Annotated in this window: 13 protein-coding genes; 4 read left to right on the top strand and 9 right to left on the bottom strand. The window is 71.3% G+C overall.

Translation table 11 applies throughout. From position 1 onward, the window contains the following. The first annotated feature begins 89 nt into the window (after positions 1 to 89). On the top strand, positions 90 to 788 hold the full coding sequence (locus tag AB0J46_RS40390) for a hypothetical protein (RefSeq protein WP_364340026.1): 699 nt from the start codon (positions 90 to 92) through the stop codon (positions 786 to 788). Positions 789 to 975: 187 nt separating this feature from the next. Here the strand turns inward: AB0J46_RS40390 and whiA are convergent, their stop codons facing one another. The 7 genes from whiA to AB0J46_RS40355 all read right to left on the bottom strand — a co-directional run bounded on the left by whiA (position 976) and on the right by AB0J46_RS40355 (position 7,563). After that, the gene (gene whiA / locus AB0J46_RS40385) at positions 976 to 1,956 is read right to left on the bottom strand and encodes a DNA-binding protein WhiA (protein WP_138714326.1); all 981 of its coding nucleotides are present in this window, start codon (positions 1,954 to 1,956) and stop codon (positions 976 to 978) included. Positions 1,957 to 2,028: 72 nt separating this feature from the next. Further along, a complete protein-coding gene (gene yvcK, locus AB0J46_RS40380) occupies positions 2,029 to 2,985 on the bottom strand; it encodes a uridine diphosphate-N-acetylglucosamine-binding protein YvcK (RefSeq protein ID WP_364340236.1) in 957 nt (318 codons plus the stop codon). Positions 2,986 to 2,996: 11 nt separating this feature from the next. After that, positions 2,997 to 3,863, bottom strand: a complete 867-nt coding sequence (rapZ, locus tag AB0J46_RS40375; protein WP_357705735.1) for an RNase adapter RapZ — start codon at positions 3,861 to 3,863, stop codon at positions 2,997 to 2,999. 44 nt (positions 3,864 to 3,907) lie between these two features. After that, positions 3,908 to 5,812: an excinuclease ABC subunit UvrC gene (uvrC, locus tag AB0J46_RS40370; RefSeq protein ID WP_364340234.1), complete on the bottom strand. Its 1,905-nt coding sequence runs from the start codon at positions 5,810 to 5,812 to the stop codon at positions 3,908 to 3,910. Positions 5,813 to 5,977: 165 nt separating this feature from the next. Beyond that, positions 5,978 to 6,415 (bottom strand): Rieske (2Fe-2S) protein, encoded by a 438-nt coding sequence (locus tag AB0J46_RS40365; RefSeq protein ID WP_364340023.1) that lies wholly within the window; start codon positions 6,413 to 6,415, stop codon positions 5,978 to 5,980. 76 nt (positions 6,416 to 6,491) lie between these two features. Then, positions 6,492 to 6,959: a Rieske (2Fe-2S) protein gene (locus AB0J46_RS40360; RefSeq protein ID WP_364340021.1), complete on the bottom strand. Its 468-nt coding sequence runs from the start codon at positions 6,957 to 6,959 to the stop codon at positions 6,492 to 6,494. A 190-nt stretch (positions 6,960 to 7,149) separates the two neighbouring features. Beyond that, positions 7,150 to 7,563, bottom strand: a complete 414-nt coding sequence (locus AB0J46_RS40355) for a Rieske (2Fe-2S) protein (RefSeq protein WP_364340019.1) — start codon at positions 7,561 to 7,563, stop codon at positions 7,150 to 7,152. Between the two features lie 220 nt (positions 7,564 to 7,783). Here AB0J46_RS40355 and AB0J46_RS40350 point away from each other — a divergent pair, with 220 nt between their 5' ends. Further along, positions 7,784 to 8,530: a DUF2306 domain-containing protein gene (locus AB0J46_RS40350; protein ID WP_364340017.1), complete on the top strand. Its 747-nt coding sequence runs from the start codon at positions 7,784 to 7,786 to the stop codon at positions 8,528 to 8,530. Positions 8,531 to 8,569: 39 nt separating this feature from the next. On the opposite strand, the gene uvrA is transcribed toward AB0J46_RS40350, so the two are convergent. Next, positions 8,570 to 11,410, bottom strand: coding sequence for an excinuclease ABC subunit UvrA (gene uvrA / locus AB0J46_RS40345; protein ID WP_352323036.1), 2,841 nt, complete (start codon positions 11,408 to 11,410; stop codon positions 8,570 to 8,572). Positions 11,411 to 11,627: 217 nt separating this feature from the next. Between uvrA and AB0J46_RS40340 the strand changes: the two genes are divergently transcribed. Together AB0J46_RS40340 and AB0J46_RS40335 are read left to right on the top strand one after the other, a co-directional pair. Continuing rightward, a complete protein-coding gene (locus AB0J46_RS40340; RefSeq protein WP_364340015.1) occupies positions 11,628 to 12,419 on the top strand; it encodes a maleylpyruvate isomerase family mycothiol-dependent enzyme in 792 nt (263 codons plus the stop codon). Further along, positions 12,416 to 13,072 carry an MBL fold metallo-hydrolase gene (locus tag AB0J46_RS40335; RefSeq protein WP_364340012.1) on the top strand — a complete coding sequence of 219 codons (657 nt, stop codon included), beginning with the start codon at positions 12,416 to 12,418 and terminating at the stop codon, positions 13,070 to 13,072. The genes AB0J46_RS40340 and AB0J46_RS40335 overlap by 4 nt, the downstream gene beginning before the upstream one ends. A gap of 1 nt (position 13,073) precedes the next feature. On the opposite strand, the gene AB0J46_RS40330 is transcribed toward AB0J46_RS40335, so the two are convergent. Further along, positions 13,074 to 13,349, bottom strand: coding sequence for a hypothetical protein (locus AB0J46_RS40330; protein ID WP_364340010.1), 276 nt, complete (start codon positions 13,347 to 13,349; stop codon positions 13,074 to 13,076). Positions 13,350 to 13,361 lie beyond the last annotated feature (12 nt).

Raw genomic sequence — 13,361 nt, 5'->3', positions numbered from 1 at the left:
CGTATCCCCGTTCAGGGGGCGCAATTTGCGAGCTTCGAGTAAAGTGCCCGACTCGTCGGAGTAAATTCGTGCATTCTCTGGGGGCTGAGATGTCACATAAGCGGTCCGGCCTGCTTCCTGGACTGATCGCGGGGCTGGTCGCCGCGCTGGTCTGCGCGGCGGCCCTGGGGCTCGCGGTGCTGTTCCAGGACCGGCTGCCCAAGGCCGTGGCCACGCTGGGCAACGGCCACGCCCTGTCGGTGACGCTGTCGCTCCTGATCGCGCTGCTGGTCGCCCTGGCGGTGGGCGCGGCCCGCCCGCGCAACCGGGCGCTGCCGGTGGTGGCCGCCCTGTACGCGGCGGCGGCCGTCGCCGGCGGCCAGATCTCGGGCGTGTCCATCACGATCGGCGCCGCGCGGCGCACCACCGCGACCGGCACGCCCTTCTCCCCGCAGATCGGCGACATCACGGCGGCCAACGCCGGCGAGGGGCTTCCCCGCGCCCTGGCGGTCTACCGCGAGCCGCTCGCGCAGACGTGGCAGATGTGGCTGTACATCGCCGTCGCCGCCGTGGCCGCGCTCCTGCTGGTCACGTTGCGCGTCTTCCGCGTACGCCGCGCCGACCGGGCCGCCCTGGCCGCCCAGGAGGCGGCGGAGGAGGCCGGGCAGGAGTACCGGGCGCCCTTCGAGCCCGCGCAACCGCCCGCCCAGTCGTCCGCACAGTCGTCTGCACAGGTGCTCGCGCAGTCGCCCGGGCAGCAGGCCGCGCCCGCGGACCTGTTCACGCCGCGCAAGCCCGCCAGGGATTGACGGAGGCCCACGCAGCAGCCGTCGGGCGGCCCACAGCGCGCTTCGTCACGGCGAGCGGCCCGTGAGCCCTCACGACCGGCCATGACGGGCGTACAGGGACGTCGGCGCGTGCGGGGCACCGCGCGGAGCCGTACGGGATGGGGGTCTCCCGGACGGCGCCGCGGGCGCCCGCACGGCGGCGAGCCCGCTACGGCGCCAGCATGTCGACGGTGAGGTTGGCCTCGGTGTTGGGGATGCCCAGGTCGGAGGCGCGCTTGTCGGCCATCGCCAGCAGCCGCCTGATGCGCCCGGCGATGGCGTCCTTGGTCAGCGGCGGGTCGGCGATCTGGCCCAGCTCCTCCAGCGACGCCTGCTTGTGCTCCACCCGCAGCCGCCCGGCCACCACCAGGTGGTCCGGCGCCTCCTCGCCGAGGATCTCCAGCGCGCGCTGCACCCGCGCGCCCGCCGCGACGGCCGCCCGCGCCGAACGCCGCAGGTTGGCGTCGTCGAAGTTGGCCAGCCGGTTGGCGGTGGCCCGCACCTCGCGGCGCATCCGGCGCTCCTCCCAGGCCAGCACGCTGTCGTGCGCGCCGAGGCGGGTGAGCAGCGCGCTGATCGCGTCGCCGTCGCGGACCACGACGCGGTCGACGCCGCGCACCTCCCGGGCCTTGGCGTGGATCTTCAGCCGCCGGGCCGAGCCGACCAGCGCGAGCGCGGCCTCCGGCCCCGGGCAGGTGACCTCCAGGGACATCGAACGCCCCGGCTCGGTCAGCGAGCCGTGCGCCAGGAAGGCGCCCCGCCAGGCCGCCTCGGCGTCGCAGGCCGCACCGGCCACGACCTGCCGGGGCAGGCCGCGCACCGGGCGCCCGTGATTGTCGATCAGGCCCGTCTGCCGGGCCAGCGCCTCACCGTCGCGGTAGACGCGCACCACGTAGCGCGAGCCCTTGCGCAGCCCGGCCGGCGCGAGCACGAGCACCTCGGCCTTGTGGCCGAACACCTCGCCGATGTCCTTGATCAGCCGCCGCGCGGTGGCGTTGGTGTCGAGCTCGGCCTCGATCACGATGCGGCCGCCCACCAGGTGCAGGCCGCTGGCGAACCGCAGCAGCGTGGACACCTCCGCCTTGCGGCAGCACGGTTTCAGCACCGGCAGGCGGCTCAGTTCGTCCTTCACCACACCTGTCATCGCCATAAGCGTTAGTCCTTCCCCCATTCAGACCGGCTCCCGCCAGTCTCTCGCACCTTCGCGCCACGCCGACCAGGATCAACGCTTCTGGAGGAAAATCTCGTCCAGGACGGAGGCAAGACGTCGTGGGTCATGCCGGGGCGAGCCGTCGGCGGCGGCCACGTCGGCCAGGACGAGCCGGGCGCCGAGCGCCGCCGCGGCCTTGTCCAGGGCGTCGAGGTCGTCGACCACGCCGGTGTCGGCCAGCACGACGTCGAAGGCCAGGTCGGGGGCGTGCTGGCGGAGCACCTCCAGGTGCTGCTGGGGGGAGAAGTCGTCGGTCTCGCCCGGCTGGGGGGCCAGGTTGAGGGTGACGAGCCGCTTGGCCTGGCTGTCGTGCAGCGCGCGGGCCAGCTCGGGGACCTTCAGGTGCGGCAGCACGCTGGTGAACCACGAGCCCGGCCCGAACACCAGCCAGTCGGCCTCGTGCACCGCGGCGACCGCCTCGGGACGCGCCGGCGGGTCTTCCGGCACCAGGGAGATGGCCTGCACCCGGCCCGGCGTGAGCGCGCAGGCGACCTGGCCGCGCACGGTCGAGGTGACGCCGTCGAGCTCGACCTCGGCCACGATGTCGAGCGGCACCGAGGCCATCGGCAGCACCCTGCCGTGCGCGCCGAGCAGCCGGCCCACCCAGTCGAGGCCGGCCACCGAGTCACCGAGCAGCTCCCACAGCGCCACGATCAGCAGGTTGCCGACGGCGTGCCCGTGGAGCTCGCCCTCGCTGCGGAAGCGGTGCTGGACGACCTCGCTCCAGGTGATGCCCCACTCGTCGTCGCCGCACAGCGCGGCCAGCGCCATGCGCAGATCGCCGGGCGGCAGCACGCCGAGCTCGCGGCGCAGCCGGCCGCTGGAGCCGCCGTCGTCGGCCACGGTCACCACCGCGGTCAGCCGGTCGGTCACGACCCGTAAGGCCGACAGCGAGGCGTAGAGCCCGTGGCCGCCGCCGAGGGCCACCACGCGGGGACCGTTCAGCGGATGCGGCAGGCCCGCCTCCATACGTTCATGGGTCACTCCCGCCCCACATCCCGGTGACTGACCTGGACCTCCATGCCGCGGTCACGCAGGCGGGCGGCGACCTGCTCGGCCATGGCCACGCTGCGGTGCTTGCCGCCCGTGCAGCCCACGGCCAGGGTCGCGTAGCTCTTGCCCTCGCGGGCGTAGCCGGTGGCGACGACCTGCAGGACCTCCTCGTAGGCGTCGAGGAACTCCTTGGCGCCCGGCTGGCCGAGCACGTAGTCGCTGACCGGCGCGTCGAGGCCGTTCATCGGCCGCAGCTCGGGCACCCAGTGGGGGTTGGGCAGGAAACGGCAGTCGACGACGAGGTCGGCGTCGACCGGCAGGCCGTACTTGAACCCGAACGAGACGACGTTGAGCCGCAGCCCCGGACGGTCCTCGCCGCCGAAGTAGGCGACGATCTTGTTGCGCAAGTCGTGCACGTTGTGGGACGAGGTGTCGATCACCAGGTCGGCGTTGGCCCGCACCTCGCGCAGGATGCCGCGCTCGCGGGTGATGCCGTCGACCAGCCGGCCCTCGCCCTGCAGCGGGTGGGGCCGGCGGACGTTCTCGAACCTGCGCACCAGCTCCTCGTCGCTGGCCTCGAGGAAGACGACCCGCACGCGCACGCCGCGGCCCTCCAGCTCCTCGATGGCCGCGTTGAGGTCGGTGGTGAAGGCCAGGCTGCGCACGTCGACGACCGCGGCCACCTTGTCGGCGGCCAGCTTGACCTTGCCCGCCTCCTCCGCCATCGCGAACAGCAGCCCCGGCGGCAGGTTGTCGATGACGAACCAGCCCAGGTCTTCCAGCGCCTTGGCGGCCGTGCTGCGCCCCGCCCCGGACATGCCGGTGACGATGACGAACGCCGGCTCGGTGCTCATGGCCTCACTCCGTTCGCCGACACCCTGCGCTCCCTCGCGGGTGTTCACGATGTATCTCCCTTCAGCGTCGACACGATGACCTCGGCGAGGGCCGGCCCGATGCCGGGAACCTCGCAGATCTCGGTCGCGCTGGCCTCGCGTAGCTTCTTGACGGAGCCGAAGTGCTTGAGCAACGCCTGCCTGCGCGCCGGCCCGAGGCCGGGCACGCCGTCGAGCGCGCTCTCCTTCACTGACTTGGACCTCTTGGAACGATGGTAGGTGATGGCGAACCTGTGTGCTTCGTCGCGGACGCGTTGCAGCAGGTAGAGACCCTCACTTGAACGAGGCATGATCACTGGCTGGTCGTCGCCGGGCAACCACACCTCCTCCAGCCGCTTGGCCAGGCCGCACACCGCGACGTCGTCGATGCCGAGCTCGTCGAGCGCCCGCTGCGCGGCGGCCGCCTGGGGGCCCGCGCCGTCGACGACGACCAGGTTGGGCGGGTAGGCGAACTTGCGCGGTCTGCCGGTCTCGGGGTCGATGGGCCCGTGGCCGTCGTCGTCCTCGGCGGCCAGCTCGCCGGTGGCCGAACGTTCCTCCAGGTAACGCCGGAACCGCCGCATGATCACCTCGTGGATCGAGGCGACGTCGCCCTCCTTGGTCTTGATCGCGAAGCGCCGGTACTCGCTCTTGCGCGCCAGACCGTCCTCGAAGACCACCATGGACGCCACGACGTTCTCGCCCTGCAGATGGGAGACGTCGTAGCACTCGACGCGCAGCGGCGCCTGGTCGAGGTCGAGCGCGTCGGCGATCTCCTGCAACGCCTTGCTGCGGGTGGTCAGGTCGCCGGCGCGGCGGATCTTGTGCTGGGCCAGGGACTCCTTGGCGTTGCGCTCGACGGTCTCCATCAGCGCCTTCTTGTCGCCGCGCTGCGGGACGCGCACCTCGACCCGGGCCCTGCGCTGCTCGGTCAGCAGCTCGGCGACCGCCTCGGCGTCGGGCGGCAGCGCGGGCACGAGCACCTCGCGCGGCATCGACTCGGGGCCGGCCTCGCCGTACATCTGCAGCAGGAACTGCTCGACCAGCTCGCCGGGCGAGGTCTCCTCGACCTTGTCGACCACCCAGCCCCGCTGACCGCGGATGCGGCCCCCGCGCACGTAGAACACCTGGACGGCGGCCTCCAGCGGATCCTCGGCCAGCGCGATCACGTCGGCGTCGGTGGCCTCGCCGAGCACCACGGCCTGCTTCTCCAGCGCGCGCTGCAGCGCCTGGATGTCGTCGCGCAGCCGGGCCGCCCGCTCGTACTCCTGCTCGGCGGCGGCCTCGCGCATGTCCTTCTCGAGGCGCTTGATGAAGCGGGTGGTGTTGCCCGCCATGAAGTCGCAGAAGTCTTCGGCCAGCTCGCGGTGCTCCTGCGGGGTCACCCGGCCCACGCACGGCGCCGAGCACTTGTCGATGTAGCCCAGCAGGCACGGACGGCCGATCTGCCCGGCCCGCTTGAACACCCCGGCGCTGCACGTGCGCACCGGGAAGACGCGCAGCAGCAGGTCGACGGTCTCGCGGATGGCCCAGGCGTGCGAGTAGGGGCCGAAGTAGCGGGTGCCCTTGCGCTTGGCGCCCCGCAGGACCTGGACGCGCGGGAAGTCCTCCCCCATCGTCACCGCGAGGTAGGGGTAGGACTTGTCGTCGCGGTACTTGACGTTGAAGCGCGGGTCGAACTCCTTGATCCAGGAGTATTCGAGCTGCAGCGCCTCGACCTCGGTGCCGACGACGGTCCAGTCGACGTCGGCGGCCGTGGTGAGCATCGACTGGGTGCGCGGATGCAGCGCGGAGAAGTCGGCGAAGTAGGAGTTGAGCCGCTGCCGCAGGCTCTTGGCCTTGCCGACGTAGATCACCCGGCCGTGCGCGTCCCTGAACCGGTAGACCCCCGGCGACTCGGGGATCGAACCTGGTCTGGGCCGGAAACTCAAGGGGCTGCCCGCTGCTCTCGCCACGGTCAAAGCCTAGTAGGCGCCACCGACAAGGTGACCCGCCGAGCCTTCGGACGGCACGACGGGGCTCACCGCGTTCGGGGCCGAGCCATGGTTCAGGCCATGGGCCCAAGCCATGGATCACGCCAGGGGTCAGGTCACGGGTCAGGCCAGGGTGATCTGGTCGCCCTCCACCTTGATCTGCTGCGCGGCCAGCGGCTTGTCGGCCGGGCCGTTGGTGACCGAGCCGTCGGCGATGTTGAACTTGCTGCCGTGGCACGGGCACACGATCGCGCCGTCCGCGACGCTGCCCACCGGGCAGCCCTTGTGCGTGCAGATCGCGCTGAAGGCCTTGAACTCGCCCGCCGTCGGCTGCGTCACCACGATCTTCTGGTCCTTGAAGATCGTCCCGCCGCCGACGGGGATGTCGGCGGTCTTGGCCAGCGCGCCGCCGGCCTGCGGGGCACTGGACTGCGACGCGCCCGGCTGCGCCGCGCTCGACTGGCCGCCCGCGTCGGGGGCGGTGGCCGCCGGGGTCTCGGTGCTTCCGCCGCAGGCGCTGATCGCCAGGGCCAGCCCGCCCGCGCCCACACCCGCTATCACTGCCCGACGGCTTCGAAGGTCATCTCCCATGCGTTCCACCCAACCGGAGGCAGGTGAGAAATTCATGAGACGGGGATTAGGCGAGTCTGATCTTGTCGCCGTCCACAGTGATCTTCTTCTCGGCGAGCGGCGCGTCGGCGGGGCCGTCGGCCACCGAGCCGTCCTCGATCTTGAACTTGCTGCCGTGGCAGGGGCAGTTGATGGTGCCGTTCGAGACGCTGGCGACCGTGCATCCCGCGTGGGTGCAGATCGCCGTGAACGCCTTGAACTCCCCCTCGGTCGGCTGCGTCACCACGACCTTCTGGTCCTTGAAGACCGCGCCGCCGCCGACCTGGATGTCGCCGGTGCCGGCCAGCGCCTTGGCCTTCTTCTTCGCCTTCTTCCCGGGCTCCGACGACGGCCCCCCGGCGGCCGTTTCCTCGGTGGCCGGCGCCTCGTTCGCCGCCGTCGTCGGCGAACCGTAGCTCGCGCACGCCGTCAGAACCGCCGCGAGCCCGGCGCCTCCGGCGCCGAGCATGACCGTCCGGCGCGTCGTTTCTGTCATGGTGCGTCCTCCCAGGTCTCGGTCTCACATGCAGGTACGGCCGGCGCCCCCGCACCGGTTCAGCCTGCACGCCCCCAATCCCGGAAACCACGCACAATTACCCAGAACAAGCCTTCCCCGGCCCACCCCCGAGCGCCGGCCTCGGCCCACACCCTCAGCCCACCCTGAGACCCGTCCTCAGACCGTGTCCTCAGACCACGACGATGCCGTCGCCCTCCACCTTGACCTGGTAGACCGTCAGCGGCGCGGTCGCGGGCCCCTTGGTGGCCTGGCCGCTGTCGGCGGCGAACTCGCTGCCGTGGCACGCGCACGTGATGACGTTGTCCTTCGGCGTGCCCACCGTGCATCCCTTGTGCGTGCAGACCGCGCTGAACGCCTTGTAGACGCCCTTCGTGGGCTGCGTGATCACGATCCGCCACTCCTGCACGATCGTGCCGCCGCCGACGGGCACGTCCGCCGTCTTGGCGAGCACCTTGCCCTTGATCCCCGACGCGGGTTGCGCCTTGGCGTCCCCCGCCCCGCACCCGGCCAGCGCCAGCCCGCACGCGGCCACCCCCGCCACGCCGAGCATCTCGCGCCGCCCGATGCCACCGTTTTCGGGCATGGCTTCGCCCTGATTGGTCACCGTCATGAATTAGCCGACCCTTCGCGTCTCCGCCGACCCCCAGCAGGTCAAGCCGTTACCCGTGCTTCCACTTTATTGGCCCCACCCCTCGGTCCGCCCATCGGGTGACCGATACGGTCACCGTCGCGGCAACGAGCGGTCGGCACACGGTCAGCGGACGGTACGCGCGCGGTCAGCGCCGCGCGCGAGCGTGTCGCTCATGACACTCACCGAGACTCCCAATCCCACGACGTCCGGGCCGCGCTGGTGGCGGCGTCCGTGGGTGGCTCCGCTCGTGGTGGTGGCGATCGCGTTCGTCGCTTTCTCCCTGCCGCCCTACCTGTCGCTGGACCCGAGCCGGTCGCGGGTGCCGGCGCCCGACTTCTTCCCACCGCACTTCGCGGTGCTCTCCCTGCACGTGATCTTCGGCTCGATCGCGATGATCTCGTGCTGCCTGCAGGTCTGGCCGTGGTTCCGCGCCCGCCATCCGCGGGCCCACCGCGTGATCGGCCGGGTGTACGTCTTCGGCGGCTGCCTGCCCGGCGGCCTGCTGGGACTGGTGGTCAGCCTGGCCACGCCCTTCGGCCCGGTGACCAGGGCCAGCGGAGTGGTGCTGGCGCTGCTCTGGCTGGGCTGCACCCTGGCCGGCTGGCGGATGGCCAGGCAGCGCAGGTTCGTCGATCACCGCAGGTGGATGATCCGCAGCTTCGCCCTGACGATGTCGATCATCACCAACCGCCTGTGGGGCGCGGTGTTCGTCATCACGCTGTCACCGCAGCTCGACACCACCTTCCACGGCGACCAGGCGCTGCTGGCCGCCACGGTCGGCGCGCTGAGCGCCTGGCTGGGCTGGGTGCTGCCGCTGCTGTTCGCCGAGTGGTGGCTGGAGCGCGGCGACGCCGCCAAGCGCCGCCGCCGCGTCCGAGCCACCGCCCTGACTCCCGCAGAAACCCAAGCCACCACCTGACCCAGGTGAGGCCCAGCCGCACCCGAGCCGGTCACTGCCTCAGAGCGACAGGATCTTCCGCAGGAAGCGCCCGGTGTGGCTCTCGTTGACCAGCGCCACCTCTTCGGGCGTGCCCGCGGCCACGAGCGTGCCGCCGCGGGACCCGCCTTCGGGGCCCATGTCGATGATCCAGTCGGCGGTCTTGATGACGTCGAGGTTGTGCTCGATGACGATCACCGTGTTCCCGCCGTCGACCAGCCGCCCGAGCACGCCGAGCAGCCGGCGGATGTCCTCGAAGTGCAGGCCGGTGGTGGGCTCGTCGAGCACGTAGATCGTCCGGCCGGTCTGGCGCCGCTGCAGCTCGGAGGCGAGCTTGACGCGCTGCGCCTCGCCGCCGGACAACGTGGTCGCCGGCTGCCCGAGCCGCACGTAGCCCAGGCCGACGTCGTTGAGCGTCTGCAGGTGCCGCTTGATCGCCGGGATCGCGTCGAAGAAGGCCAGCGCCTCCTCGATCGGCATGTCGAGCACCTCGGCGATCGTCTTGCCCTTGTAGTGGACCTCCAGCGTCTCCCGGTTGTACCGGGCGCCGTGGCAGACCTCACAGGGGACGTAGACGTCCGGCAGGAAGTTCATCTCGATCTTGATCGTGCCGTCGCCCGCGCACGCCTCGCAGCGCCCGCCCTTGACGTTGAAGCTGAACCGCCCGGGCTGGTAGCCGCGCACCTTGGCCTCGGCCGTCTGGGCGAACAGCTTGCGCACGTGGTCGAAGACCCCGGTGTACGTGGCCGGGTTGGAGCGCGGCGTACGGCCGATCGGCGACTGGTCGACGTGCACGACCTTGTCCACCTGGTCCATGCCGTTGATGCGGGAGTGCCGCCCCGGCACCGTGCGGGCACCGTTGAGCTCCTTGGCCAGCGCGTTGTAGAGGATGTCGTTGACCAGCGTCGACTTGCCCGACCCGGACACGCCGGTCACCGCCGTGAACACGCCCAGCGGGAACTCGATGTCCACGCCCTTGAGGTTGTGCTCGCGCGCGCCCTTGACCGTGATCTGCCGCTTCTTGTCACGCTTGCGGCGCTTGGCCGGGATCGGGATGCTCCGGCGCCCCGACAGGTACTGGCCGGTCATGGACTCCTCGCTGGCGAGGAGTTCCTGGACGGTGCCGGACACCACGACCTGGCCGCCGTGCTCGCCGGCGCCGGGACCGATGTCGACCACCCAGTCGGCGGCGGCGATGGTGTCCTCGTCGTGCTCGACGACGATCAGCGTGTTGCCCATGTCGCGCAGCCTGATCAGCGTGTCGAGCAGGCGCATGTTGTCACGCTGGTGCAGGCCGATGGACGGCTCGTCCAGCACGTAGAGGACGCCGACCAGCCCGGAGCCGATCTGCGTGGCCAGCCGGATGCGCTGGGCCTCGCCACCGGCGAGGGTGGCGGCGGCGCGGTCCATGGTCAGGTAGTCGAGGCCGACGTCGAGCAGGAAGCCCATGCGGGCGTTGATCTCCTTGACCACCCGCTCGGCGATGTGCATGTCACGGTCGGACAGCTTGAGCTCGGCCAGGAACTTGGCGCACTCGCCGATCGACATGGCCGCGACCTCGGCGATCGACCGGTCGTCGACGGTGACGGCGAGGGTGACCGGCTTGAGCCGGGCGCCCTTGCAGGCCGGGCACGGGATCTCGCGCATGTAGCCCTCGAAGCGCTCGCGCGTGGCGTCGCTCTCGGCCTCGGCGTGCCGGCGCTGCACCCAGGGGATGACGCCGTCGAAAGTGGTGTAGTAGGAGCGCTGGCGACCGTAGCGGTTGCTGTAGCGGACGTGCACCTGCTCGTCGTGGCCGTACAGCAGCGACTTCTGGGCCTTCTTGGGCAGCCGCTCCCACGGCGTGTCGAGGGTGAACCCGACCGTGTGGCCGAGCGCCTCGATCAGCCGGACGAAGTATTCGCTGGTGTGGCCGCCCGACCACGGGTGCAGCGCGCCGTCGCCGAGCGTGCGCTCGGGATCGGGCACCACCAGGTCGGGGTCGACCTCCATCTTGGTGCCGAGGCCGGTGCACTCGGGGCAGGCGCCGAAGGGCGAGTTGAAGGAGAACGAGCGCGGCTCCAGCTCCTCGAACGACAGGTCGTCGTAGGGGCAGTAGAGGTGCTCGGAGTAGAAGCGCTCACGGCCCGGGTCGTCTTCCGGCAGGTCGACGAACTCCAGCGTGATCGTGCCGCCGGACAGCTGCAGCGCGGTCTCGACGGAGTCGGTGAGCCGGCGGCGCGAGGACTCCTTGACCGACAGGCGGTCGACGATGACCTCGATGTCGTGCTTCTCGTACTTCTTCAGCGTCGGCGGCTCCTCCAGCCGCACGACCGTGCCGTCGACCCTGGCCCGCGCGAAGCCCTTGGTCTGCAGCTCGCGGAACAGCTCGGCGTATTCGCCCTTGCGGCCGCGGATGACGGGGGCGAGCACCTGGAAACGGGTGCCCTCCTCCAGGTCCATCACGCGGTCGACGATCTGCTGCGGCATCTGCCGGGCGATCGGACGGCCGCAGGCCGGGCAGTGGGGCTTGCCGATGCGCGCCCACAGCAGGCGCAGGTAGTCGTAGACCTCGGTGATGGTGCCGACGGTGGAGCGGGGGTTCTTGCTGGTGGCCTTCTGGTCGATGGACACCGCGGGCGACAGGCCCTCGATGAAGTCGACGTCGGGCTTGTCCATCTGGCCGAGGAACTGGCGGGCGTAGGCCGACAAGGACTCGACGTAGCGCCGCTGGCCCTCAGCGAAGATCGTGTCGAAGGCCAGGCTCGACTTGCCGGAGCCGGAGAGGCCGGTGAAGACGATCAGCGAGTCTCGCGGCAGGTCAAGCGAGACGTCCTTGAGGTTGTGTTCTCGTGCACCACGCACGATCAGGCGGTCTGCCACGGCGATCCCGGAGGTCGAAAGGCGGATAGGTCCACGGGGGATGGTAGACGGGGGCACCGACATTTTCGGCGAGCCGATCCCCGGCCCCCGAAAATCCGTCCTTCACAGGTTACGGCCATCTCCCGCGTCGGCAGGAGCCCTTTGAGAGTCAACCACTTGACCTGCCGCTTTATGCCCGCACCCGACCTTGGACACCTAAGTGATGAAATATCCGGATATGACTGTTCTACCCGCGGTACAGGCCGAACTCGCCTCCGCGACCGACCGGCTGCTGGCCACGGCCGCGTCCCTCTCCGACGCCGACGTCGCGGCCCCGTCCCTGCTGCCCGGCTGGACCAGAGGGCACGTGCTCGCCCACCTGGCCGGCAACGCCCGCTCCCATCTTCGCCTGCTCACCTGGGCGAGGACGGGCGTCGAGACCCCGCAGTACCCCTCCCTGGAGGCCAGGACCGCCGAGATCGAGGCCGCCGCCGCCCGTCCGGCCGCGCGCCACCTGGCCGACCTGGCCGGCAGCGCCGCGCGCCTGGCCGCCGCGATCCGCGATCTGCCCGCCGAGGCGTGGCCGGTGTCCGTACGAGGCATGCGGCCGCCGTCGCATCCCGCCTGGTACATCCTGGTACGCCGATTGCGCGAGGTGGGCATGCACCACGTGGACCTCGGCGCCGGGTACGGTCACCGCGACTGGCCGGAGACGTTCGTCCGCCGCGAACTGCACGACCTCCGCCGGTCCTGGCCGTACGGCCGCAGCACGGTGAGCGAGGTCGTCCTGACCGGCGAGCCGGGGCAAAGGTGGCAGAACCTCGGCCACGGCCCGGCGGTCCAGGGCCGGCCGGGCGACATGCTGGCCTGGTTGACGGGAAGGTCGGAGGGCGAGGGCGTTACCCTGGTGCCCGCGGGACAGCCGTCGCCGCCTGGTGACGGTGGCGCGCTCCTTCCCGAGCCGCCGCCGTGGCTGACGATGCCGGCTCCCGCTGATCTGCCCGCGACGCCCCCGAAGGACTACCCATGACCTACACCGGCGACGTCCGGGTCGGCGGCCCCGCCGACGTGCGCGAGCTGCCCGCCCTGACCATCTCCAAGCTGGCGGTCGGCCCCCACGACAACAACGCCTACCTGCTGCGTTCCACCGAGACCGGCGACGAGCTGCTGATCGACGCCGCGGCCGACGCCGACCGGCTGCTGGCGCTCGTCGGCGACCAGCCGCTCGGCGCGATCGTCACCACCCACCAGCACGGCGACCACTGGCAGGCCCTCGAACAGGTGGCCAGGGTGACCGGCGCCGAGGTGATCGCCCATCCGCTCGACGCGCCCGCCCTACCCGTCCCGGTCGGCCGCACGGTCGACCACGGCGACACGATCGCCCTCGGCCCGGTCACCCTGGAGGTCATCCACCTGCGCGGCCACACCCCGGGCTCGATCGCGCTGCTGTACGACGGCGGCGCCGACGGCCGTCACCTGTTCACCGGCGACTCCTTGTTCCCCGGCGGGGTGGGCAACACCGGCAGGGACCCGGAGCGTTTCGAGCGCCTCTACACCGACGTGACCGAGCGCATCTTCGACCGCCTGCCCGACGACACCTGGGTCTATCCCGGCCACGGCAAGGACACGACGCTCGGCGCCGAACGTCCCTCGCTGCCCGAGTGGAAGGCCAGAGGCTGGTAGCTCACCTGCCCGCGGCCAGCACGCGCACAATGCGCCCGGCCGCCAGGGCGGGATCGTCGGCCAGGCCCACGAGCTCGCCCCACGACCAGCGGTAGAACCACCCTTCGGGCAGCGGCACGCAGTCGATCGTCTCGGCCAGCAGCGCGGTGTCGGGATCGCTGATCCGCAGCGCGGGCGGGTTGGCCCGCAGGGTGGCGGTCAGCCCGCGCTGCTCCAGCTCGGTGGCCAGCTTGCCGAGGTAGTACGTACGCGTGTGCTCGCGCGGCATGGCCGACATGAATCCATCAAA

Source organism: Nonomuraea sp. NPDC049758 (assembly GCF_040674635.1).
Lineage (GTDB): Bacteria > Actinomycetota > Actinomycetes > Streptosporangiales > Streptosporangiaceae > Nonomuraea.
The sequence above is the reverse complement of the archived record's forward strand: the minus strand, read 5'-3'. Positions and strand labels throughout refer to the sequence as shown.

Coding starts and splice junctions, on each gene's coding strand:
- AB0J46_RS40350 (WP_364340017.1), top strand. CDS start 7,784: ATGACACTCACCGAGACTCCCAATCCCACGACGTCCGGGCCGCGCTGG.
- whiA (WP_138714326.1), bottom strand. CDS start 1,956: ATGGCGATGACAGGTGTGGTGAAGGACGAACTGAGCCGCCTGCCGGTG.
- rapZ (WP_357705735.1), bottom strand. CDS start 3,863: ATGAGCACCGAGCCGGCGTTCGTCATCGTCACCGGCATGTCCGGGGCG.
- AB0J46_RS40360 (WP_364340021.1), bottom strand. CDS start 6,959: ATGACAGAAACGACGCGCCGGACGGTCATGCTCGGCGCCGGAGGCGCC.
- AB0J46_RS40335 (WP_364340012.1), top strand. CDS start 12,416: ATGACCTACACCGGCGACGTCCGGGTCGGCGGCCCCGCCGACGTGCGC.
- AB0J46_RS40330 (WP_364340010.1), bottom strand. CDS start 13,349: ATGTCGGCCATGCCGCGCGAGCACACGCGTACGTACTACCTCGGCAAG.
- AB0J46_RS40355 (WP_364340019.1), bottom strand. CDS start 7,563: ATGCCCGAAAACGGTGGCATCGGGCGGCGCGAGATGCTCGGCGTGGCG.
- yvcK (WP_364340236.1), bottom strand. CDS start 2,985: ATGGAGGCGGGCCTGCCGCATCCGCTGAACGGTCCCCGCGTGGTGGCC.
- AB0J46_RS40340 (WP_364340015.1), top strand. CDS start 11,628: ATGACTGTTCTACCCGCGGTACAGGCCGAACTCGCCTCCGCGACCGAC.
- AB0J46_RS40390 (WP_364340026.1), top strand. CDS start 90: ATGTCACATAAGCGGTCCGGCCTGCTTCCTGGACTGATCGCGGGGCTG.